Below are 22,471 nucleotides of genomic sequence, written 5' to 3' on the forward strand. Positions count from 1 at the left end.
GGAGCGCCAATGCCTTTCACCCAGATCTATGTCAACCTGCCGGTCACCGACCTGGACGCGAGCACGGCGTTCTACACGGCGCTGGGCGGCGAGCTCAACCCGCAGTTCACCGACGAGACTTCCGCGCAGGTCGCTCTCGGCGAGACGGTGACCGTGCAGCTGATGACGCACGAGCAGTTCAGCCAGTTCACCTCGCGGCCGGTCGCCTCCGGTGCGATCGAGTCGATCCTCGCGTTGCCCGTCGAGTCGAAGGAGGAGGTCGACCGGCTGGCCGACGCCGCCGTCAAAGCGGGCGGGTCCGAACCGCGCCCGCCTCAGGACATGGGCTGGCTCTACAACCGCGCGGTGGACGACCCAGACGGCCACAGCTGGGAGCTGCTTTCGTACGACGCGTCGGCTATGCCTGGCACGCCGGAATGACGCACGGTGCGGGCGGTCCATTTTTACTGCCCGTACCGTCCTGGCCGAAGATCGTTTGGACGTGGTGTGCGCGGCGGAACCGGTTGACGGCCCACAGTTGCGCGACGTCGTCGACCGTGCGTGCCATCTGCCCGTGAACCGCAGAGAGCCGCCCATATCACTGTCGGCGGCGTGCTGGTGCATTCCGGCGGCGACCAAACCGAGGCAGCCGCGATCGAGCAGTGCCTGAGCTTCTTCTCGCACGGCGATCCCGTATGGACAACGCTCGACGGGGTGTGCGGGGACGTCGGTCAGGACCAGAAACGTCTGGGTCCGAGATCGTCGACGAGCTCCACACAGCGCTGCAAGGCGTCTTCGAACGCTTCTTCAGTGTCGCCGCCGTCCTGCCGAGAATGTCTGCTGCGTTCAGCACGGTGTCCTGGCTGATCATCAGCGTGGTCGCAGGTCAGTCCTCGGTGAGGTCTTCGGAGGGCCAGCGGGTGAGGAACGCGCCGAGCGTGTCGTCGATGAGCTTGCCTTGTTCGGTCGGTTCGTGTCCTGGGCCGAAGTGCTCGGTGAAGGCGTCGCCCAAGACGTCGATCATTGCCTCTTGCTGGTCGAGTGTGGGTCTCTCCTGCACTCGAAACGCTGCCAGTAGTTCAGAGTCGCGTTGCTCCAGCAGACTGATCACGGTCGGCCGGAACCGGTCGGGGAGGCTGTCCATCACCGTGCTCATTCCTGCCTCCAGCCTGCTCGTGTTCGTGCCCACGCTGTCGTGATCTCTAACGGTGGCGTCCTTTGCCGACGTAGCGGTAGCTCCCGCCGTAGTTGTCCATTTTGAACTTGGGCGGTTTGGTCGGGTTGGCGACGGCGTCGTTGACGCCGTGGCCGTCGCTTTCGGCCATCTGCTTGCCTCCGTGGTCGGTCTTGCCGGTGATCTCCTTCAGCGCGGAGAACGGCGGTTCGGCATCCGCTCCCGCACCGCTGGTGCTCTGGTTGGTCTGCTTGGGCGAGACGTGGTCGTCGCCTGCGGCGTGGGCTGCGGGATTCCCGATTGCGGTGCCGGCCACCGTAGTGCCGGTGGCGATGCCCGCGGCGGAGACGACGTTGAGCGGCACACTGGCGGCTGCTCCGATTCCCGTCGCATCCAGCGCGGTGCCAAGGCCCTCCCCGGCCGAGCTAATCACGGTCAGCCCGATTCCGGCGGCGGCAGCGGCGACTTCGCCCGGATGGTTGATCATGGGGTTCCCGAACGATGCCAGGCCGTTGACCAGGTGCCCTCCGGCGTCGGTGAGGAAGTCGCCCGCGTCGTCGAGCCAGCTCGAATCCTCGGGTGCGCCAGCAGCGGCCTCTCTGATGGCTGCGGCTCGTCGTCTCCCGCGTCGGCGAGTTGGCGGCGGGCGTTGTCGAGCGTGGCCTGAGCTGCTCTTCGTGCTGCCTCGCCCGGGTCGGAGAAAGGCGGTGGCAGCTGGCCATTCGCGGCTGCCTGAGCCGAGGCCTCGTTGTGCTGTTGCTGCGCTTGCTGGGTCGCTGCTTGTGCCTCGTTCCATGCTGCGAGGGCTTCGGTGGCTTGGCTTTGAGCCCACCGGAGCGTGCTGGCGTAGTCGGCAGGCGCGTCGGCTGCTGACAGCAGGGAGTCGGCGGCGGTGTACCACTTCGCGAGTTCGTACGAGAACTTGTCGTGGAAGTCCCGGCGGCGGGGCCTTGCCAGGCACCGGTGTCGATGGAATTGAGTCCGTCCGAGGCGCGGCCGGCGCTGTCCGCGCGGCCACACAGCACGCGGACGTTTTCGTCGATGGCGGCAGGTTTCCCCTTGACCAGTTCGGTCGGGTCTTGGGTTCGCCCAAGCTCAGCCACCGTTCACCGCCTCTTCGCCTGGGGCGGCGGTGAACGTGCGTGCTGCGGCTCCGTCGCCGAGGCGGTAGGCGACGGCTGCTCGTGCCAGTGTGTCGGCGATGGCTCCTACATCGTTGTTGAGGGTGTCGAGACCGTCGCTCCAGCAGACGCATAGGTCCATCAGCGCGTCGTGCACGCCGGTGTAGCCGTTAGAGGTCGGTGTCGCCGCCACAATCCGCGCAGCTCGAAGTTCTGCTGGCCGTCGACGCTTTCCCGAATCCCCGGTGCGGCTTCTTCCGGGTCGACGTGAAAGCCGGGTCCGTCCATCGCGTGAGCCCTCCCCAAGGTCACAGATCGTGCACGCCAGTGTGCAGTGGGGAAGCGGAGTCTTCAACCTTCCTCGACTCGCGTCTCGCGGATGAGGCCGCCTGTCGTGAGTGCCACCGAGCCGCAACGCGGCACAGGACTCGCCTGCTCGCTGTCGGAGCCCGCTGAAGACACCTCAGAAGGTAGCAGGCACCCTCGACCTAGTGGCTCGTGATCGCTGCGGCGCGGCTTCGTCAGTTGGTCTGAGTGTTGGTCAGGTGCACGCCGATGTAGCCGATGTAAACACACGGCGTGCCTGGGTGAGCGTCGTAGACGTACATTCTGGGGCTGCGCATGCCGATCCTTGCGAGCTTGAAATGTGAGGTCATCGCGATCCATCCGGCAGGATTGATGTACTCCGGCACCGGGAACACGCGGTCCTCGCCGTACGCGTTCATGGTGGCCCTGGTTTCCGAGCGGCCCCACTTTTTCTTGCCGATCGCACGGTAGCCGGAAGGCGGGTTCGCGAGGTACTGGTCGAGTCCGCCGTTCCAGTCGCCGGTTTTCCGGGCGTCGACGTAGTCTTTGAGACACAGTACCGATTCCCACGCGGTCCTCAGGGCGGCGTTGTTGGTGTCGATCTGGTTGAGCTTGGCGACTTCTGCCGGGTCGCCGGTGAACACTAGGCAGCGGATCTGGTCCAGCCGCTGCAGAAGTTCTTCGAAGTCTTCCGGGGAGGATTCGCCGAAGTCCTCTGGTACCTCGGCATAAGGTGACTCGTAATCGCCGCGTTCTTTGAGCCGGGCTCCGAGCCACTGAATCCGCGCATTGCGATCGTCCAGCTCCAGCTGGGCAATCTCAGTTTCAGTCTGGGCCTCGTCGAGTGCGTTGTGCAGCTTCTCGTTCTGGTCCTCAAGTTCAAAGTTGGCGAGCAGGAGGTTGTCGACGCGCAGGTCCAGTGCTCGGATGGCTTGGGGGTCCGCATGTCGGACGGTGATCCGAGCCGTCGCTTCGGACAACGCGTGCTCGGTGACGGAAGCTATGCCGAGTACGCGTCTCACGAGCGCGAGCTGCTCACTCTGCTCGGAGATCTGAGCCCTGAGCGCGGCCACCGAAGGCTTCTCCTTCGACGACAGTTCGACGAGCGGCCGGAGGTCGATGACGGCGGAAGCTTTGATTGCCGCAGCGCCGTCCACCGCGGGCGCGAGCTCGGCAGTTTCCACTGCCTCGACAAGTCGGCGGTTCTCGTGCCGGTCGAACCGGCGCTGCACTCGCAGCACCTCGGGGTTGGCTAGGCGGGCCGCGGCCTGCTCTCGGACGATGTCGCCGAGCAGCCGGCGGATTGAGGAGTCGGGGTGTTGGGCAAGCCGCTGCGTTCCGAGAATGCGGTGCCGCCGATGATCTTTCTCGTCTCCAAAGACCACGCCCGGCCGATAGGTTCGGATTGTCCAGGCCGGTGCACGGTACCGGTCCCCGGCGTTGAGAGCGAAAGCTTTCGTCGCAGCGGGGTCGAGGACCGCCACCTGGGCGAGCCCGCAGACTTCTTGCGACCATTCCCCGACTTTCCGGACGTACGGGTCGAACGGCAGTCCGTCGGTGGACCCGCTCCCTGCGACAAGCACCAGGCCATGCCGACGTTCGTCGGCGAGCAGCGACACGAGCCGGTCGACGTCCTGTTCGCGATATACCTCGGGTCTCCCGGAGAATTCGATGCTGCCGTCCCGGAGGGGCAGCGCTTCTACCAAGAACTTGGCCAGCCCGGGTACATTGACGAAACGTCCCTGGTCGTTGCGGACAGTTAAGCTTATCCAGTCGCGGTCGCCGGGCTCGTCGTGCGCGATGAGGTCAGTCGTCCAGGTACCGCTTGTTCCCTGGTCTTCAACCAGCCGGATGCGAAGGTCGTGGCGGCCGTTGTCCGCGAGACGGCGGACTGAGAGAGTCGAATTGTGCTGCGCGTAGTCTGCGGAGACGCTCAATGGAACGTCGTAGCCTTTCCGGCTTCGGAGCCACGCGGACGCCTGCGCCTCTGCCTCGGGCAACCAGAAGTCTCCTGACTCGCAGCGGACATACGCCGCGTAGTCGCCGCGGCGCACTCTGCTGATTCGGGCTGTCGCATGATTTGCTGCCGCTGTCCCCGCAACCGTCCCGCTCGGCACTGGCATCCTCTTTCTCGTTGGCAGACGCTTCAGTTATCTGTTGACGAAATAAGCCGTACCGAACACGAATCACGGCCTTAAAATGTAAGTCGTGGCCACAGCTTTACCCGAATAATTACGTCATTCGTCGCGGCGGGTCCGTCTGCCGTTACAAGCGTTTGCCGATTGTGCTGAATGGTAACCTTCTCTTGACCAGGCCTTATTCCAGCGGGTAGGCAGAAGCGCTGCTCGCGGTGCCTTGATGCCCGGTGGCGCACAACCGTTCGGTCGCAAGTGACGGCATGATGTCGTGATCCACCGCGTTGCCTTCGAGGAAGAGTCTGGAGCAGCCCGTTCGGATCGCCGTTGAAAGCTGCTAGCCGGCGCAGAGCGGCTGTACGCGCGGCCCTCCAGCGGGATCGCGGCGAAGGCACAAGGTATCTGGAGGGCGCACAAGGCGGGGCTCCTTCCGGCTTCGTCGAGATGCCGGAGGCAAGTGGGTGGCCGTCGGGATGCGTCGGCCAGGGGAACGCACCGCCGGTCTCGATGCCGCCCGCCTGCCTGGCCGAGTGCGGCAGCAGGATGAAGTAGACGTTTCAGGCGGAATATGTTCCGTTCGGGTTTCTGGTTAGGACGAGGTGTCGGCGAACGCGCTGATACTCAACCAGTCGTCCGTGGTCTAGCAGAGTTCGTGGAGCAGTGTGCGGGCGGAGATCCGACCGGACCCGCTCCGAGGTTCAGCGGGTCGCGGTGCCCGGTGATGTCGGTGCCAGGCAGGGGAAGTGTGCGGACGATTTCTGTTGTCGGTGCTCGACGGGCCGCGAGATCCTCGACCGCCGCGTTCAAGGTGTGTCGAGGCGCGCGGTTTGTCGGACGAACTCATGTGACGGAGGAGATCTTCAGCGTCGCGTTCGGTGCGAGGCCACGTTCTCTGCGGTTGATGCCGCATTTACGCGAGAACTGCCCTGTCGGCGAGCCGTGGTTTCGGCGGTGATCAGCTCAGACCGGCTTCGCCGAGATCAGAGATCGAGAACCGTCACGGTCACTTGGGCTACGTCGCCGGGATCGAGCTTCTCGGCTTTGCGTACCGCGCGTTTGACCGGCAGCACGTAGCCGCGCGTGCTGTCCGGGAAGATCGAGGTTCGCCAGGTGGTGGCGCCGACCCGGACCTGCACGCGCATCGATCCGAACCCGCGGCGCGGCCCGCCCAGTTCGCGGATTTCGTCCGAGATGTCGCCGGGCAGGCTGACGAAGGTCCAGGTGTCGGTCCGCCGCGCTTCCCAGATCCACAGTTCGGCGTCGAAGTGCACTTCCACGAGATCAGCATCGCACGCGACACCGACAATTTCCGGGGCGAACCCGCACCCGGCTCGCGATGCGACGAAAATGCTCAGCGGCCGTAGCGGCGGTTCCGTCGCGCGTAGCTGCGGAGGGCCCGGAGGAAGTCGACTTCGCGGAAAGCGGGCCAGAAGGTGTCGCAGAAGTAGAGCTCGGAATAGGCGCTCTGCCAGACCAGGAAGTTGGACAGCCGTTGTTCCCCGCTGGTGCGGATGACCAGGTCGGGATCGGGTTGCCCGGCGGTGTAGAGGTGCCGGGACACGTCTTCCATGGTGATGGTGTCGGCGAGTTCGTCCAGCGTCCCGGCGGCGGCGTGTTCGGTCAGCAGGGCGCGCAGCGCGTCGACGACCTCCTGGCGGCCGCCATAGCCGATGGCCAGCGTGATGTGGTGGCCGGTGTCGCAGTCGCGGGTGACTTCGACGGCGTTCTTCAGCGCGTGCGCGGTGGTGTCCGGCAGGGCATCGAGAAGACCGGCGACGTGAACCTGCCAGCCCGCGCCGGGTTGAGCGAGCTTGTCGGTGATGACCTGCTCGATCAGGTGCATCAGGTAGGACACTTCGGCGTCGTCGCGGCGCGCGAGGTTTTCGGTCGAGCACAGGTAGATCGTCACGTGCTGCACGCCCGCGCGCTCGCACCAGGACAGCACCGTTTCGACATGTTCGGCGCCGCGCTTGTGCCCGATGCTGAGGTCGGCCATGCCCATCTGGCGAGCCCAGCGCCGGTTGCCGTCCATGATGATCCCGATGTGCCCCGGCAATTCGGCGCCCACGAGCTGCTTTCGCAACCGCTGCGTATAAATGCCGTAGACGATTCGCTGGACCAGACTGGGCAGCACGATGCGCACTCCGTTCGCCGTTGTGTCGCGCGGGTTCCTGCCCATCGTATCCAACCCTGTGTCCCTTCCGCGGACACGGTTCGCCGCTGTGGGAACGATGTCAGAATTGTCGGCCGAGGTCGGTTTTCGACCGTCCGACCGGCCCGCGTGCTGTGGCCGCCGGATTCTCGGGAAATGGTCGAAAGGCGGCTTTAGCGTTACAGCGGAATCCGTGCGTCGGCGAGGAGAAGACAGGCCATCTCTTCGTCGAGCGGCGGATCAGCGTCCGTTCCTGGGCCGAAGTGCTCGGTGAAGGCGTCGTCCAGAACGTCGATCATCGCCTCTTGCTGATCGAGCGCGGGTTTCTCCTGCACGTCCGCAGGTGCCTGACCAGCATTATCTCCGCTGGTCAGGCACCGCATTGCAGTCTGCCGCCGCGCATTCCGCCTGCGACAAAGGCGGGGATCCCGTGACAGCTAGCCGCGGTCAGCGATTCCCTCGCACCGGAAAGCACGCGAGATCATGCGCTCAGGTCAGCGACCCTTCTCTTCAGCCCACCACTTCTGCCCAGCATCAGGAAGGGTCTGAATCGGGTCGTAGTACGGGTACTTCCGCTGCAAAGCCTCCGGGTCCTCGTGCTCGATCCCGGTCCGGTAGTTCTTCGTCCAGTACGAAATCCCCAGCTCCCGGTCGTACTCCGCCAGCTGGTGCACCCACCGCTTCCCCACATACGGCACGTCGCACACAATCCGCGGCGTCGCATACCCCGGCAAATACCCCATGATCGAATGCTGCAATTCCTGCGCCTCATGCACGGAAACCCGCCAATGCTCCGCATTCGGGATCATGTCGCACATGTAAAAGTAGTACGGCAGAATATTGGCCTCGCCCTGCAATGCAAAGCAAAGATCCAAAAGCGCAGCCGGAGTGGCATTGACCCCGCGCATCAACACGCCCTGATTCCGCACATCCCGCACCCCCACCTGCAACGCAGTCCGCGCGGCCTCCGCGACCAGCGGCGTGACCGACTGCGCGTGGTTCACGTGCGTGTGAATGGCCAGGTTCACCCCGCGCGCCTGGGCGGTCAACGCGACCCGCTGCAGGCCCTCGGTCACCTTCGGCTGCAGCCAGTGCTGCGGGAGCGCCGCGAGCGCCTTCGTGGCCAGGCGGATGTCTCGCACCGTCTCGATGTCCATCAGCCGCATCAGAAACGATTCCAGCTGCGGCCACGGCACGTTCGCCACGTCGCCGCCGGAGACCACCACGTCGCGGACTCCGGGGGTGCGCTTGAGGTAGTCGATCATCGCGTCCTGGCGGTCGACCGGCTTGAGCGCGAGCTTGTGCTTCTCGACCTGTTCGGTCGAGTTGCCGACGAGGTCCATCCGGGTGCAGTGCCCGCAGTACTGCGGGCAGGTCGAGATCATCTCGGCCAGCACCTTCGTCGGGTAGCGGTGGGTGAGCCCCTCGACCACCCACATCTCGGCCTCGTGCAGCGAGTCGCGCTCGGCGTGCGGATGGCTGGGCCATACCGAGTGCCGGTCGCTGCGCACGGGGAGCATGTAGCGGCGGATCGGGTCGGCGTAGAACGCCTCGGTCACCTTCGCCGGGTCGGTGCCCGCGTGCGGGGCCATCGTGTTGATCATCTGCGGCGGCAGCAGCATCGACATCGTGGCCATCTCGCGCTGGTCGGCGAGCAGGTCCTCGTAGAACCGCTCCTCCAGCAGATCGCCCATCAGGGCCCGCAGCTGCTTGGCGTTGCGCACGCAGTGCACGCGCTGCCACTGGGCGTCCCGCCACTCTGCTTCGGTGACGTCGTGCCAGCCGGGGAAGCGGCGCCAGTCGGGTTCTGCCAACTCTGCGCGGACGTACTCGTACGGCTGGTCGAAGGCGGCGGCAGTCGGCACAGGTTCCTGGATCGCAGTCATCTGTACTCCAAGTCGTCGGGAACGCGTGAAAATATCCTGCCATAACGTTAGACGACCGTAAATCTTTCTGCACGATGACCCGGTCTGCCCTGCTCAGAAGGCCAGGCGGGAGACTCGGCGAGTGAACGACAGCACCACGCTCCTGCTCGGCGGCCGCGTCTACACCCCGTCCTCCCCGGACGCCACCGCGATGGCGGTCTCCGGCGGCACCGTGGTGTGGGTCGGCCAGGATGCTCCGGCCCGCGCGCTGCACCCGGACGCCGAGGTGGTCGACCTGGACGGGGCGTTCGTCGCGCCGGCGTTCGTGGACGCGCACGTGCACGCCACCTCCACCGGCCTGCACCTGACCGGCCTCGACCTGACCGCCGTCCGCAGCGCCGCCGATCTGCTCGCCGCGGTGCGCGGGGCCGTCGTTCCCGGACAGGTCCTCCTCGCGCACGGCTGGGACGAGTCGTCCTGGACCAACCAGCGGCTGCCGAGCCGCGCGGAACTCGACGCCGCCGCCGGGGACACGCCCGTTTACTTGAGCCGGGTCGACGTCCACTCCGCGCTGGTCTCGAGCGCACTCGCGAAACTCGCGCCGGGCGTCGAGTCCGCGGCGGGATGGTCCGCCGACGGCCCGCTGACCCGCGCCGCCCACCACCTCGTCCGCGGAGCCGCCCGCGACGCGGTCACCCGGCCGCAGCGCCAGGAAGCCCAGCGCGCGTTCCTCCAGACTGCCGCCGCGCGCGGGATCGTGTCGGTGCACGAATGCGCGGGCCCGGACATCTCCGGCCAGGAAGACTTCGCCGACCTCCTGGCGCTGGCCGACCCGAACCTGCCCGAGGTCGTCGGCTACTGGGGCGAGCTGAACGCCCTCGACACCGCCCGCCGCCTCGGCGCACACGGCGTCGCCGGAGACCTTTTCGTGGACGGAGCCCTCGGCTCCCGCACCGCAGCCCTCACCGCGCCGTACTCCGACGAGCCCGGCACCTCCGGCTCCCTCTACGCCGACGCCGCGGTCATCGCCGACCATCTCGTCGCCTGCACCGAAGCCGGGCTGCAGGCGGGCTTCCACGTCATCGGCGACGCCGCGGTCGGCGAGGTGGTCCAGGGGTTCCGGCTCGCCGAGAAGCAGGTCGGCCAGCGTCCGCTCGCGGCGCGGCACCACCGGCTGGAGCACCTGGAGATGGTCACCGCCGACCAGGCGCGGCAACTCGCCGGGTGGGGCGTCGTCGCGTCCGTGCAGCCGCTGTTCGACGAAGCCTGGGGCGGCGACTCCGGCATGTACTCGGAGCGCCTCGGTGCCCGCGCGACAGCGCTGAACCCCTTCGCGCAGCTCGCCGCTGAAGGGGTCGTGCTCGCCTTCGGCAGCGACGCGCCGGTGACCGCCGTCGACCCGTGGGCCGCCGTACGCGCGGCCGTGCACCACCACACTCCCGAAGCGCGCCTCTCCGCCCGCGCCGCGTTCACCGCGCACACGCGCGCCGGACACCGCGCGGCGGGCGTCAACGACGGCGTCACCGGCAGCCTCGTGCCCGGCGCGCCCGCGCACTACGCGATCTGGGACGCGGCCGACCTCGTCGTCGCCACGGCCGACAGCCGCGTGCAGCGCTGGTCCACCGACCCTCGCTCAGGCGTGCCGCCGCTGCCGAGGCTGGAGCCGGGCGTGCCGCTGCCGCGCTGCCTGCGCACGGTCCGCGGCGGGACGGTCATCTACGACGAGTTCACACCGGCCGCTTAGAGTTCCGGGTGTGGCAGTGAGCGTGACGGACGCCGATTCGGGCGTTCCGCACAAGACCAAGCGAAAGCGGGCGTGGAAGCCCTGGCTCGCGCGCGTCGCGGTGACGGCGGCGACGGGCTACGGCTACTACCTCAGCTTCGCGCCGCGCCCGCTGTGGTGGCTGGCCCCGATCGCGTTCGCCGCGTTCGCGCTGGTCCTTCGTGGACGGTCGTTCCGCGGCGCGTTCGGGTACGGCTTCGTGTTCGGCATGGCGTTCTTCGTGCCGCTGCTGGTGTGGCTGCAGGATTTCCTCGGCCGCGACTTCGGGCCGCTGCCGTGGCTGGCGCTGTCGTTCGCGCTGTCGCTCTACTTCGGACTCGCCGGGTGGCTGATCCGGGTCGTGGCGCGGCTGCCGCTGGCGCCGCTCTGGGGCGCTCTGGTGTTCATCGCGTTCGAAACGCCGCGCACGTGGTTCCCGATGGGCGGGTTCCCGTGGGGCCGGGTCGCGTTCAGCCAGCCCGAGGGAGCGTTCCTGCCGCTGGCGTCGGTCGGCGGCGCGCCGCTGGTCGGTTTCGCCGTCGTGCTCACCGGTTTCGGCCTCGCCGCAGTGATAAGCAGGCTGTGGCGCACGCGCAAAGCCTGGGACCGCGCGCTGGTGTGGCCTGCCGTGTTCACCGTTCTTCCCGCCGCGGCCGGCCTCGCGGTGTGGCCGACGATCGGCACCGAGGCGCAGAACGGTTCGCTGACCGTCGCGTCCGTGCAGGGCAACGCGCCGGACATCGGTCTCGCCTTGCAGGGACAGCGCGGAGTCCTGCGCGCGAACGCCCTCGCCGAGAGCTCCCGCCTGCTGCAGAAGGTCCAATCAGGACAGGCTCCGAAGCCGGATCTGGTGCTGTGGCCGGAAACGTCGACCCCGCTCGACGGCGACGACCCGGGCGTCGACCAGATGGTGTCGGCCTTCGGGGCGCCCGGGATCATCGGCGCGCTCGTGCGCACGCCGGACGGGGCGGCGGAAAACTCCGCTGTCGTCTGGGATCCGAACACCGGGCCGGGGCAGCGTTACGTCAAGCAGGATCTGGTGCCCTTCGGCGAGTACGTGCCCGCCCGCGCCGTCGCGCGGCTGGTCACGCCGTTCATCGACGACACCCGCGACATGCGTCCCGGCGACGGTTCCAACGCCGCGCTGTCGGTCGCGGGCACGAAGATCGGCGTGTTCATCTGCTACGAGTCGGCGTTCGACGGTCCCGCGCGCGACGCGACGAACGCGGGCGGCGAACTGCTCGTCGTGCCGACGAACAACGCGTGGTACGGGCCGGGGGAGATGAGCTACCAGCAGCTGGCGATGGCGCGGCTGCGCGCGGTCGAGCACGGGCGCGCGGTGGTGGTGTCGGCGGTGTCCGGGGTGAGCGCGCTCGTCGCCCCGGACGGGACGATCACCAGCTCCACCGGGCTTTTCACGGCGGATGCCCTGGTCGGGCGCGTGCCGCTGCGCACGCAGACTACGCTGTCGGATCGAATCGGTGCGTGGACGGAGTACGGACTGCTGGCGTTGGCGATCGCGGGTGTCGCCGGCGGGTTCGTGCTCCGTTTTCGCACCCGGCGCGGCAAAGCAGTGACGGCCGCGAAGACGGGGACCACAGCAGGGGAAGCGGCGGGCTGACTCGCCGGATGCGGAGGAGACGGATGGCGCAGGCGCCGCGGGGGGCCGAAACGATCGAACCGGTGCTGGTGGTGATCCCGACCTACAACGAGCGGGAGAACCTCGGCCCAGTGCTGGACCGGCTCCACAAGGCACTCCCGGACGTCGACGTGCTCGTCGTCGACGACGGCAGCCCGGACGGCACCGGCGAGCTGGCCGACGAGCGCGCGGCCGCGGACAAGCGGGTGCACGTCCTGCACCGCACGGCGAAGGAGGGCCTCGGCAAGGCCTACATCGCCGGGTTCCATTGGGGGATGGAACGCGGCTACGCGACGTTCGTGGAGATGGACGCCGACGGTTCGCACGCGCCGGAGGACCTGCCCCGGCTGCTGGACGCGGTCGGCGACGCGGACCTGTCGATCGGGTCGCGGTACGTGCCCGGCGGCAGCACGGTGAACTGGCCGCTGCGCCGGACGCTGCTCTCGCGCGGGGCGAACCTGTATTCGCGGATCGCGCTCGGGATCAAGGTGGCGGACATGACCGCGGGGTTCCGCGCGTACCGCCGTCCGGTGCTGGAGAAGCTGGCGCTGAACGAGGTCGCCTCGCACGGCTACTGCTTCCAGATCGACCTCACGCGCCGCACCGCGGACGCCGGGTTCGACATCGTCGAGGTGCCGATCACCTTCACCGACCGGGAGATCGGCGTGTCGAAGATGAGCGGCGGCATCATGTCCGAGGCGTTCTTCCGGGTCGCGGAGTGGGGCGTGCAGCGCCGCCTGGCCCAGCTGAAGAAGCTGCTGGGCCGAGGCTGAGGAGTTTCTACTTCAGGACGCGGTAGGTGAGGTGTTCGGCGCCCGGCGTCGACACCGCACCGAGCGTTTCCAGCCGCACCGGTCCGGGATTTCCCGGGGGGAACAACGGAGTTCCGTCGCCGAGGACGATCGGCGCGAGGTGGATCCGCAGCACGTCCGCCAATCCGGCGTGCAGGACCTGCGACGCGGTCGACCCGCCGCCGATCACCATGACGCCCTTGCCGCCCGCGGCCGCGCGAGCCTGTTCGACGGCGTGCTCGAGGCCGTCGGTGACGAACCGGAACCGCTCGCCCAGCCGCACTTTTTCGGGACGGGCGTGGGTGACGACGAACACCGGCGGCGCGGGGATCCGGTCCTCGCCCTCGCCGTACCCGTCCTCGTCGGCCCAGCCCTTCGGGCCGTCCACGACGTCGAACATGGCGCGGCCCATGACCACCGCTCCGGTGTCGGTGAACGACCGGTGCAGGATCTCCGAGTCGCGCGGCGTCGGGTCGGAAAGCCAGGCATGCAGCGGCTCTCCTCCGATGCCGAGCCCGTGGTCGGGACCGGCTCCGGGGCCGGTGACGTAGCCGTCCAGCGACATCGAGATGTCCACGACCACCCGGCTCGTTGCCGGCCGGTCCGCGTCGCGCGCGAGTTCGTCGAGCCGGTCCATCGAATCGCGGATCCCGCGCTCCATCCCGCTCGCGACCATGGCGTCGCGTGCCTCGACGCTCGGGAAGACCGACCGGGTCCGCAGCCGCGTCCGGCCGTCCAGCTCCTCGAAGGTGAGCGTCTCCAGGCTGACGTGGCCGGGCGCGCCCTCGTACTCGAAGGTCTGGACGATCCGCTCGGCTCTCTCCACGGCATGGAAGACGCCGCGGAACGCGTGCTCGCCGCCGTCGGTGTCGAGATGCACGTAGCGGTACGCCCCGCCGGAGTGCGCGTCGAACTCCAGGAGGCGCATCTCGACGTCGCGCGGACCGAGCCAGCGGGTGATCAGGTCGGGGTCGGTGTAAGCGCGGAAGAGCTGCGCGGGGGTGGCGTCGAAATCGCGGACGACCTCGATGAACGGGCTGCCGGGCTGGGAGGTGATAGTGGTGGGGCTCATTTTTCCTGCTCCTTGGTCTTTTCGAGGATGCTGTCGAGGCGGCGGAATTCGCGTTCGCGGGTCAGCCGGTAGGTGTCGATCCAGCTGGTCAGTTCTTCGAGAGCGGCGGCGTTGAGGTGGCACGGGCGGCGCTGGCCGTCGCGGCTGCGCGTGATGAGGCCGGCCGCCTCCAGCACCTGGACGTGCCGGGACACGGCCTGCTTCGTCACCGGGAACGGCTCGGCCAGTTCGTTCACGGTCGCTTCTCCGCGCGAGAGCCGGGCGATCAGCGCACGCCGGATCGGGTCGCCCAGCGCGGTGAACGCCCGGTCCAGCCGGTCCTCGACGTTGTCAACGGACATCTTTATCAACCGATCTCTTTATCAAGCAGTACGTTGACAATATGCCCGTCGCGTCCCAGGGGCAAGAGGCAAGCGGGATTCAGTTCTTGCGCACTGAAGTCGTCCCGACGTCGACCGCCGCGCCGCTCGCCGCGACCGGCTTGAGCGGCGGAACCGGCTGTCCGGCCTCGTCGACGAGCACCGAGTGGTCTTCGCCGGGGGAGAAGGCGTGCCGCTCGCCCCACTGCCGGAGTGCGACGACGACGGTGAACAGGTCGCGCCCGGCGGGCGTGAGCGAGTAGACCTGCCGCTTGCCGGACTCGGCGGTCTGCCGGTCGAGGACGCCGCGCTCGACCAGGCGGCGCAGCCGGTCGGTCAGGATGTTGCGGGCGATGCCGGTGCGCTGCTGGAAGTCGGTGAACGCCCGCGCGCCGTCCATCGCGTCGCGGACGATCAGCAGGCTCCACCGGTCGCCGACGAGGTCCAGGGTGCGGGCCACCGGACACGACGGGTCGGTCCAGGCCGGGGTTTCGCCCACGATCGCGTGCCTCCTCGATGGGTTGCTCTTTGAAACCATTCTGCCGTACGGTGCGATCAGTTGCAATTCGCTACTGATTGGGGGAGTCATGGGCCTCACCACGGGCCGCCGGACGGTGTTCGCCGCGGTGGCCGCGGTCGCCGTCGCGAGCATTTACGCCGCTCAGCCGGTTCTGGCCGAGATCGGCGGAGACCTCGGCGTACCGGACGCCGGGCTGGGATGGATCGTCGCCGCCGGACAGCTCGGCTACCTGGCCGGGCTCGCCGTGCTGGTCCCGCTCGGCGATCTCGTCGACCGCCGCAAGCTCATCGCCGGCCACCTGCTGCTGACCGCGGTCGGCGCCACGGTTGCCGCGGCCGCCACGCAAACCTGGCTGCTGCTGACGGGGCTAGTGCTCGCGGGCCTGTTCGCGGTGGTCGTGCAGACGACAGTCGCCTACGCCGCCGCATTGTCCACTTCGGACGAACGCGGCCGGACCCTCGGCGTCGTGACCTCCGGTGTCGTCATCGGGATCCTCGGCGCACGCGTCGCCGCCGGTGCGCTGGCCGAGCTATGGGGCTGGCGCAGCGTCTACATCGCGCTCGCGGTGCTGCTGGTGGCGCTCGCCGGCCTCGTGCTGAAGACGATGCCGCCGGACCCGCGTCGCGACGGCACGACGTACCGGCAGGTGCTGGCCTCGCTCGGCAGCCTGTTCCGCGAGCCGCTGTTCCTCTCGCGGGGCCTGATCGCGTTCTTCCTGTTCGCCTCGTTCGGCGCGCTGTGGAGCGGTCTTTCGCTCCCGCTCGCCGCGGATCCGTGGAACCTGAGCACCGCGCAGATCGGCCTTTTCGGATTGGTCGGCCTGGCAGGCGCGTTGGGCGCCGCCCGCGCCGGACGCTGGGCCGACCGGGGACACGCGAGCCTCGTCACCGGCGGAGCGCTTGTCCTGCTGGCGGTGTCGTGGCTGGCGGTCGGGCAGCCGTCGCTGTGGCTGCTGGGCCTGGGCGTGCTGGTGCTCGATTTCGCCGTGCAGGCGGTGCATGTCAGCAATCAGCACCTGCTCACCGCGGCGCATCCGGACCGCACGAGCAGCGTCATCGGCGGCTACATGATCTTCTACTCGCTCGGCTCGGCCTTGGGCGCGGCCACGACGACCACCGCCTTCGCGGCGGCGGGCTGGACCGGCTCCAGCGTCCTGGGCGCGGCGTTCGCCGGGTGCGCGTTCGTGGTGTGGGCGGCGGCTAGGGCCGGTGCTCGGCGGCTGTCGTTGCGAACGCCTTGACCAGAGCGGTCTCCCCGGCGCTGCGCCACATCAATCCCCACTGCGCCGGAAGCGTGTCGCGGAACGGCACGAAGGCGATGCCCGGCCGCGCAAAGTACTCCGCGGCGTGCGCGGCGAGCGGGCAGATTCCTTCGCGTGCGCCGATGACCAGCAGAAGTTCCTGAAAGGTGCGACAGGCGCGCCCGCGGGTGACCGGGACACCCGCGGGCGTCGTCCACGGTTCGGGCGGCTCGCGCCAGTAGGCGGGCGGCGGGTGCGCGGCGCGCAGGACCGTGTCGCGGCCGAGATCCTCCAAAGTGACGAATTCCCGGCGGGCGAACGGATGTCCGGACGCGACCGCGAGCACCATCGGCTCGGTGTGCACGACCGGTCCCGTCGTGATCGCGGGGTCGGCGACCGGCAGCAGGACCACGGCCAGGTCGGCCTCGCCGGAGCGCAGCGTGGCGAGCGGATCCTCGAACGGAGCCTCGCTGAGGTCGATCTCGCAGCCGGGGTACCGGGCCCGGAAGGCGGCCGTGACGTCGGAGATCAGGTTCGCCACCACCGGGGCTTCGAAAGCGAGCCGCAGGGTGCCTTCGACCCCGCGTCCGGCAGCGACCGCACGCTCGATCCCGGCCAGCAGCTGCCGGTAGGCGGGCCGGATGTCGGCCTCCAGCCCGCGGCCGATCGGGGTCAGGGAGACCCGCCTGCTGGTGCGGTCGAACAACCGCGCCCCGATCCGGCGCTCCATCGTCTTGACCGACTGGCTGACCCGCGCCTGCGACACGCGCAGCCGTTCCGCGGTCCGGCCGAAGTGCAGCTCTTCGGCGAGCGCGAGGAAAACCTCGATGTCCCGGTGTTCCACCCACGCCTCCGATCGATAACCCAGAGCTTATCAACCGATGCGGACTTCTCCGTTGTTCGCCCAGCTCAGCGGCGGAAAAGTAGTCCTTGTCAAACCCCACGGAGGAACCGATGCCCGAAACCGCCCTGATCCGCTCCGCCGCCGCCGAAGTCCTCTCCGACGCCCCCGGCAGCCTGATCTCTCTGCTGGCCGACTCCGGAACCACCGGCAACCGGTTCACCGCCAACCGAGCCACCCTGAACGAGGGCGTCTTCGGCACGCCGGCCCACTTCCACACCCGCGCGACCGAGTTCTTCTACGTGCTCGGCGGCGCCCTCCAAGTCCTGGCCGGCGACGACCTGCACACCCTGGAAACCGGCGACTTCCTCGCCGTGCCGCCGACCGTCCCGCACGCTTTCGGCCCGGCCGCGGGCTCCGCCGCCGACGTGCTGGTGGTCTTCACTCCCGGCATGGACCGCTTCGACTACTACCGGCTGCTCGACCGCGTCGCACGCGGCGAAGCGGACCCGAAGGAGATCGCCGCGTCCTCCGAGCAGTACGACAACCACTACGTCGACAGCCCGCGGTGGCGGCAGGCGCGCGCCGACGCGGCCGCCTGACCAGCGAAAGCCGTGCGCTAAGCATGGAAGGCCGATGGAGTCCATCGAGCGGACGCGTTCGGCAAGGTCGAAGCGTCCGCCACGACCTCCGCACCGGACCGCCTGGTCGCGCTCTGCAGGCGCGAACCCTTCCGAGAGCCGCCCCCGGCCTTCTGCGGACGCGAAACGGCCCCCGCGGGGGGAGGTCGCGGGGGCCGTTCCTGTTCGGTGTGGGAGCCAGCTACTGGCCGAGGCTCAAGCGGACCGGCTGGTCCGGCGTCCCTTGAGCTCGGCGAGACGTTCGTTCAGCAGGTCCTCGAGCTCGGGGATGGAGCGGCGCTCCAGCAGCATGTCCCAGTGGGTCCTGGGGGGCTTGACCTTTTTTTGCTCGGGCTGCCCGCCGTCGACGATCTCGGATTCGCTGCCGTGCAGGCGGCACTCCCACACCGTCGGGATCTCGGCGTCGTCGGAGAACGGCACCTCGAACTCGTGGTTCTTGGGGCAGGAGTAGCGCACGGTACGGCGCGGAGCGAGGTCGTGATTGCGGTCGGTCTCGTAGCTGACCGCTCCCAGCCGGCTTCCACGGAGAACACGGTCGGCCATAGTGGGATTCCTTTCAGTCAGCTCCGGGTGGAGCCAGGGTGATGCTCACCCTATGCAACGAACGAGACATCCGAGGGATTCCCGGCGCCCCATGTCGCTGCTCACGATGAGCTGCGTCACCCGTGGTCTTCAGCTTCCTCCAGAGGGAGTCCGTTCGCCCTCTGACGTGACGCGGATACCGCCTTCTTAGTGCGGATATCCCCCAGTCGGGCTAGTTAGGTTAGCTCTAGGACAACCGTAACTGACCGTACTGGGCGGCAGCGGGTCCCAGATCCCCCGAGCGGAAGTGGCGACGGCACAGTACCTGATAACGGACCGTGACCGTTTCGGCATCAGACCGTGGTGAAGCTGAAGATTCAACTACGGAGTGTTCGGTATCTGCTACCACAACGGTATCTCCGTCACGGAGAATCACGTCGTCGCGGACCCGCGCGTTGAACCGGCCGGGCAGCCCGCACCAGCAGAGCACCTCGACCTGGACCGGCTGCAGTTCGTCGGCGAGTTCGAACAGGCGGGCGGCCCCGGGGAACAGCCTGCTGCGGAAGTCGGTCGCGATGCCGAAGCAGTACACGTCGATGCCCGCCTCGTCGGCGAGTTCCGCGAGCTGGTCGACCTGAACGGGGGAGAGGAACTGCGCCTCGTCCACGATCACGTAGTCCACGTGCTGCCCGTGCGCCCACTGCTCGCGCACCAGGTCCCGGATGTCGGTGCCGGTCGCGACCTCGGTCGCCCGCCGCGCGATGCCGATCCGGCTGGTGATCTGCGGCGCGCCGGACCGGTCGTGGCGGACCAGCACGAGGCCGCGGCGGCCCTGGCGCGCGTGGTTGTGGTCGATCTGCAGCGCGAGCGTCGACTTCCCGCAGTCCATCGGGCCGTAGCAGAACTTCAGCCGTCCCCTCGGGGGACCGTTGCGCCGGGCTCCGGCGGGCGGGGCCGCGGAAAGCGCGTCGGTGGGGTCCTCGAGAACAACGTCGTCTGCAGCGGTCACGACGCCCGACCCTATCTGGGCCTCACAGCACCTCCGGCGGACGGTTGCCGGCGGCCCCGATCGCGCGCCGCACCGGCACCAGCGCGACGAACACGAACCCGAGCACGAAGAACACCACGAGCGCGATGATCGCCAGCCGGAACGACCCGGTCGCCTGCCCGACGCCGGCGAACACCAGCGGCCCGAGCCACGACGTGCCCTTCTCGCCCACGACGTAAAGCGAGTAGTACTGCGCGTCCTTCCCGGCCGGGATCATCTGGCTGAACAGCGACCTGGCCAGCGCGTTCGTCCCGCCCAGCACCAGTCCGATGCCGATCGCCACCGCGAAGAACTGCAGCGGCTGCCTCGGCTGCACGAAGTACGCCCCGCCCAGCACGACGACCCAGAGCACGAGACTGACCAGGATCGTCCGCTTCGCGCCAAGGCGTCGCGCGAGCAGGCCGTGCAGGACTCCGCCCGCGTAGGCGAGGAACTGGATCACCAGCACCGTGACGATCAACACTTCGTCGGAGAACCGCAGCTCGTCCTTCCCGTACTGCGCCGAGACCGTGACGACGGTGTTGATCCCGTCCGCGAAGAGCAGGTAACTGCCGAGGAAGGCGAGCGTGAGCGGGTACGCCTTCGCCTCGCCGAGCGTCTGGCGCAGCTCGCGGAAACCCGACCGCAGCACCGAGACGCCGCGTTCGGCCGCGGTCGGCACATGGATGCGGGGGAGCCGGCGCAGGGTCGGGATGGTGAAGACGGCCCACCAGATGCCCGAAGTCAGGAAGCAGATCCGCACCGCGAGGCCGGTGTCGATGCCCAGGGACTCGCGGCTGAGATAGAAGGCGAGCTGCAGCGCGAGCGCGAGCCCGCCGCCGAGGTAGCCGAACGCCCAGCCCTTGGCCGAAACGTCGTCGCGCTCGTCCGGCGTCGCGATGTCCACCAGGAACGAGTAGTAGACGACCAGGGAACCGCCGTACCCGATGTTCGCGACGATGAACAGCGCCGCGCCCAGCTGCCAGTCCGAACCGGCCATGAAGAACATCAGCGCCGACGCCACCGCGCCCAGCACGGCGAACCCGCCGAGGATCTTGCGCTTGTTGCGGCTGCGGTCGGCCACCGCGCCCGCGATCGGCAGCACCAGAACCTGCACCACGGTCGCCACCGACAGCAGGTAGCCCCACAGCGAACCGGCGGGGAAGTGGAGACCGAACAGCGACACGTCGCAGTGGTTGAGCTTGTCGTCCACTCCCGACGCGTTGAGACAAGCCCTGTCCCCGTTAAGGGTGATGTTCTGCTTCGCGTCCGCGGCCGCGACAGTGCTCATATACAGCGCGCCGAACACCGTCGTGACCGACGAATAGAACGGCGAGTTGGCCCAGTCGTAGAAGTACCAGCCCCACCGTTCCCGCTTGGTGTCCCGGGTCCCGGCCAGCGTCATCCACGGCTCCTCGTTCGGTCATGAATCTCCAGGTCGCGCCGGACATTACTGCCGAGAGGGCAACCGGTACCGCCGAAGGGGGCAAACCGTGTCCGGTTCGTCGCTTCCGGTTTCCGCCACGCCGCGCGCAGGAACAAACGACACGCCGGGCCGGGCGTGTCGCTGCCGCGATATCCGGGCGTGTCATGTGAGACTGCTGTGCGTGGTGTGACTCTTGTGGTCGATGGGTCACGTGCTTAGTGTGCGTGGCATGACCAACCGCGTTCGCACTGCCAGACGGGCCGCCGCCAGAGCCTTGCTGCTCGTGGTCGCCGTCCTCGGCATGGAACTCGTCGTCACCGGCGCCGCGTCCGCGGACCCCCGCTCGGACACCTGGGCCAAGCTCCGCATGTGCGAGTCGAGCGGCCGCTACTCGATCAACACCGGCAACGGCTACTACGGCGCCTACCAGTTCGACCTCTCCACCTGGCGCAGCGTCGGCGGCCAGGGCCGCCCCGACCAGGCCAGCCCCCGCGAGCAGGACTACCGCGCGCTCTACCTGTACCGGATGCGCGGCTGGCAGCCGTGGGAATGCGGCGGCATGCTCGGCCTGTCCAACGACGGCGACGCCCGCAGCAAACGCGTCCCGGCCTGGGAAGAGGCCGCCTACATCGGCGGCGGCGGACTGCCGACCCCGCCCGCGCCCAAACCGCAGCCCACCCCGCCTCCCGGACCGCCCGGCGCGACACCCGCCTGGCCCGGCCTCGTCTACGCCTACGGCGACTGCGCGCCCGCGCTGCGCACGTTCCAGCTGCGGATGAACGCCTTCGGCTACGGCTTCAGCGGCACCGGCTGCTACTACGACAAGACCCGCACCGCGGTCCTGGACCTGCAGCGCGCCAACGGCATCAACGATTCGGGCCGGCTCGGTCCGAAGACGTGGAAGGCCGCGTGGGAAGGCAAGGCTCCGCGCTGACCCGCCCCGCTTCGGCGTAGCGCGCGGAGAGCTGCCGGAACGCTTCCTTCAGTTCGGCCGGGCCGACGACTTCGAGATCAGCGTCGACCCGGCCGAACGAAGCGGCCAGCCCGCGCCACGACCAAGCACCGAGACTCACCCGGCACCGGTCCGGCCCGAGCGCCTCGATGACACCGTCGGCCAGGTAACTCGCCGCCTCGGTCGCCGGGAGACGCAGGATCACCTCGCCGCGGCACGGCCACTCGCCGGACAGATCCGTCCCGCGGAACTTCGCGGCCACGAACGCGGCGACGTCGTCCAGCCCGCGCTCGGCGAACCGCGGCCCGGTCGGCGTACGCGGCGTGATCCGGTCCGCGCGGAAGATGCGCCAGTCCTCGCGATCGAGATCCCACGCGACCAGATACCACCGCTGGCCCCACGTGACGAGATGATGCGGCTCCACGCGCCGAGGCGGCGTATCCGTCGGGGCGTAGTCGAACCGCAGCACCTCCCGGGCACGCACAGCCGCGCTCAACGCCACGAGAGTCCGCGGATCCGCGCTCGGCGCAGGACGCTCGACGGCGGTGAAGCTCAACGCGTCCACCCGATGCCGCAAGCGCGCGGGCATCACCTGCCGCACAGTCCGTAACGCCCGCCTGGCCGCCTCCTCGATCCCAGCCCCGGTCGCCGCCTGCAACGCGATCGCCAGCGCGACAGCCTGGTCGTCGTCGAACAGCAACGGAGGAAGCCGCGCACCGGCGTCCAGCCGATAACCGCCGTCCGGCCCCTTCGTCGTGACGATCGGATAACCCAGCTCCCGCAACCGGTCGACGTCGCGGCGCACCGTGCGCGGACTGACCTCCAGCCGCTGTGCCAGCAGCGCACCCGGCCAATCCCGCCGAGCCTGAAGCAACGAGAGCAGCGACAACAGCCGCGCGGAGGTCTTCGGCACGCCGTCGATCCTGCCTTCAGTAGCGGTCAGGTTC

General features: G+C 68.6%; 23 protein-coding genes and 1 pseudogene. 7 read left to right on the forward strand and 17 right to left on the reverse strand.

The genetic code is table 11. From position 1 onward, the window contains the following. Positions 1-9 precede the first annotated feature (9 nt). Entirely contained in the window at positions 10-420 is a 411-nt protein-coding gene (locus ACZ7OI_RS12730; RefSeq protein WP_470264339.1) for a VOC family protein, read from the forward strand. A 445-nt stretch (positions 421-865) separates the two neighbouring features. Here the strand turns inward: ACZ7OI_RS12730 and ACZ7OI_RS12735 are convergent, their stop codons facing one another. The 9 genes and pseudogenes from ACZ7OI_RS12735 to ACZ7OI_RS12775 form a co-directional block, all read right to left on the reverse strand. Next, positions 866-1,135: a hypothetical protein gene (locus ACZ7OI_RS12735; RefSeq protein WP_470264340.1), complete on the reverse strand. Its 270-nt coding sequence runs from the start codon at positions 1,133-1,135 to the stop codon at positions 866-868. A gap of 46 nt (positions 1,136-1,181) precedes the next feature. Next, entirely contained in the window at positions 1,182-1,640 is a 459-nt protein-coding gene (locus ACZ7OI_RS12740) for a hypothetical protein (protein WP_470264341.1), read from the reverse strand. After that, a pseudogene (locus tag ACZ7OI_RS12745) lies at positions 1,637-2,256 on the reverse strand (putative T7SS-secreted protein). The gene ACZ7OI_RS12740 and the pseudogene ACZ7OI_RS12745 overlap by 4 nt, the downstream one beginning before the upstream one ends. Then, the gene (locus ACZ7OI_RS12750; protein ID WP_470264342.1) at positions 2,249-2,416 is read right to left on the reverse strand and encodes a hypothetical protein; all 168 of its coding nucleotides are present in this window, start codon (positions 2,414-2,416) and stop codon (positions 2,249-2,251) included. The pseudogene ACZ7OI_RS12745 and the gene ACZ7OI_RS12750 overlap by 8 nt, the downstream one beginning before the upstream one ends. A 379-nt stretch (positions 2,417-2,795) precedes the next feature. After that, entirely contained in the window at positions 2,796-4,580 is a 1,785-nt protein-coding gene (locus ACZ7OI_RS12755) for a hypothetical protein (protein WP_470264343.1), read from the reverse strand. Between the two features lie 1,115 nt (positions 4,581-5,695). Continuing rightward, positions 5,696-5,992 (reverse strand): DUF1905 domain-containing protein, encoded by a 297-nt coding sequence (locus ACZ7OI_RS12760; RefSeq protein ID WP_470264344.1) that lies wholly within the window; start codon positions 5,990-5,992, stop codon positions 5,696-5,698. 74 nt (positions 5,993-6,066) lie between these two features. Beyond that, a complete protein-coding gene (gene uppS / locus ACZ7OI_RS12765) occupies positions 6,067-6,852 on the reverse strand; it encodes a polyprenyl diphosphate synthase (RefSeq protein WP_470265167.1) in 786 nt (261 codons plus the stop codon). A gap of 194 nt (positions 6,853-7,046) precedes the next feature. Continuing rightward, complete coding sequence (locus ACZ7OI_RS12770) at positions 7,047-7,202, reverse strand: hypothetical protein (protein WP_470264345.1); 156 nt, start codon at positions 7,200-7,202, stop codon at positions 7,047-7,049. Positions 7,203-7,361: 159 nt separating this feature from the next. Next, complete coding sequence (locus tag ACZ7OI_RS12775) at positions 7,362-8,753, reverse strand: KamA family radical SAM protein (RefSeq protein WP_470264346.1); 1,392 nt, start codon at positions 8,751-8,753, stop codon at positions 7,362-7,364. A gap of 121 nt (positions 8,754-8,874) precedes the next feature. Here ACZ7OI_RS12775 and ACZ7OI_RS12780 point away from each other — a divergent pair, with 121 nt between their 5' ends. From ACZ7OI_RS12780 to ACZ7OI_RS12790, 3 genes are read left to right on the forward strand one after another with little or no spacing between them, the layout of a single operon-like run. Next, positions 8,875-10,476 (forward strand): amidohydrolase, encoded by a 1,602-nt coding sequence (locus ACZ7OI_RS12780; RefSeq protein ID WP_470264347.1) that lies wholly within the window; start codon positions 8,875-8,877, stop codon positions 10,474-10,476. Between the two features lie 10 nt (positions 10,477-10,486). Next, on the forward strand, positions 10,487-12,115 hold the full coding sequence (gene lnt, locus ACZ7OI_RS12785) for an apolipoprotein N-acyltransferase (RefSeq protein ID WP_470264348.1): 1,629 nt from the start codon (positions 10,487-10,489) through the stop codon (positions 12,113-12,115). 23 nt (positions 12,116-12,138) lie between these two features. Continuing rightward, complete coding sequence (locus ACZ7OI_RS12790; protein WP_370937058.1) at positions 12,139-12,906, forward strand: polyprenol monophosphomannose synthase; 768 nt, start codon at positions 12,139-12,141, stop codon at positions 12,904-12,906. Between the two features lie 7 nt (positions 12,907-12,913). On the opposite strand, the gene ACZ7OI_RS12795 is transcribed toward ACZ7OI_RS12790, so the two are convergent. The 3 genes from ACZ7OI_RS12795 to ACZ7OI_RS12805 form a co-directional block, all read right to left on the reverse strand. Further along, on the reverse strand, positions 12,914-13,996 hold the full coding sequence (locus tag ACZ7OI_RS12795) for an SRPBCC domain-containing protein (protein WP_470264349.1): 1,083 nt from the start codon (positions 13,994-13,996) through the stop codon (positions 12,914-12,916). Further along, a complete protein-coding gene (locus ACZ7OI_RS12800) occupies positions 13,993-14,337 on the reverse strand; it encodes an ArsR/SmtB family transcription factor (RefSeq protein WP_470264350.1) in 345 nt (114 codons plus the stop codon). Before ACZ7OI_RS12800 ends, ACZ7OI_RS12795 begins: the two co-directional genes overlap by 4 nt. A 79-nt stretch (positions 14,338-14,416) precedes the next feature. Further along, on the reverse strand, positions 14,417-14,893 hold the full coding sequence (locus ACZ7OI_RS12805; protein ID WP_470264351.1) for a winged helix-turn-helix transcriptional regulator: 477 nt from the start codon (positions 14,891-14,893) through the stop codon (positions 14,417-14,419). 49 nt (positions 14,894-14,942) lie between these two features. On the opposite strand from ACZ7OI_RS12805, the gene ACZ7OI_RS12810 reads away from it, so the two are divergent. Further along, positions 14,943-16,115 carry an MFS transporter gene (locus ACZ7OI_RS12810; RefSeq protein WP_470264352.1) on the forward strand — a complete coding sequence of 391 codons (1,173 nt, stop codon included), beginning with the start codon at positions 14,943-14,945 and terminating at the stop codon, positions 16,113-16,115. On the opposite strand, the gene ACZ7OI_RS12815 is transcribed toward ACZ7OI_RS12810, so the two are convergent. Beyond that, complete coding sequence (locus ACZ7OI_RS12815; RefSeq protein ID WP_470264353.1) at positions 16,075-16,959, reverse strand: LysR family transcriptional regulator; 885 nt, start codon at positions 16,957-16,959, stop codon at positions 16,075-16,077. The two genes, ACZ7OI_RS12810 and ACZ7OI_RS12815, sit on opposite strands and share 41 nt — an antisense overlap. 110 nt (positions 16,960-17,069) lie before the next feature. Between ACZ7OI_RS12815 and ACZ7OI_RS12820 the strand changes: the two genes are divergently transcribed. Next, positions 17,070-17,558: a cupin domain-containing protein gene (locus ACZ7OI_RS12820; RefSeq protein WP_470264354.1), complete on the forward strand. Its 489-nt coding sequence runs from the start codon at positions 17,070-17,072 to the stop codon at positions 17,556-17,558. Positions 17,559-17,792: 234 nt separating this feature from the next. Here ACZ7OI_RS12820 and ACZ7OI_RS12825 read toward each other — a convergent pair whose 3' ends face one another. The 3 genes from ACZ7OI_RS12825 to ACZ7OI_RS12835 form a co-directional block, all read right to left on the reverse strand. Further along, complete coding sequence (locus ACZ7OI_RS12825) at positions 17,793-18,140, reverse strand: RNA polymerase-binding protein RbpA (RefSeq protein ID WP_009078445.1); 348 nt, start codon at positions 18,138-18,140, stop codon at positions 17,793-17,795. Positions 18,141-18,366: 226 nt separating this feature from the next. After that, a complete protein-coding gene (locus ACZ7OI_RS12830) occupies positions 18,367-19,128 on the reverse strand; it encodes a thymidine kinase (protein WP_470264355.1) in 762 nt (253 codons plus the stop codon). A gap of 22 nt (positions 19,129-19,150) precedes the next feature. Next, complete coding sequence (locus ACZ7OI_RS12835) at positions 19,151-20,551, reverse strand: MFS transporter (RefSeq protein ID WP_470264356.1); 1,401 nt, start codon at positions 20,549-20,551, stop codon at positions 19,151-19,153. A 250-nt stretch (positions 20,552-20,801) separates the two neighbouring features. Between ACZ7OI_RS12835 and ACZ7OI_RS12840 the strand changes: the two genes are divergently transcribed. Next, positions 20,802-21,506, forward strand: a complete 705-nt coding sequence (locus tag ACZ7OI_RS12840; protein WP_470264357.1) for a transglycosylase family protein — start codon at positions 20,802-20,804, stop codon at positions 21,504-21,506. Here ACZ7OI_RS12840 and ACZ7OI_RS12845 read toward each other — a convergent pair. Beyond that, positions 21,439-22,437: a helix-turn-helix transcriptional regulator gene (locus ACZ7OI_RS12845; protein WP_470264358.1), complete on the reverse strand. Its 999-nt coding sequence runs from the start codon at positions 22,435-22,437 to the stop codon at positions 21,439-21,441. The genes ACZ7OI_RS12840 and ACZ7OI_RS12845 overlap by 68 nt on opposite strands. Positions 22,438-22,471: the final 34 nt, after the last annotated feature.

This window comes from Amycolatopsis sp. NPDC114503 (assembly GCF_055633655.1).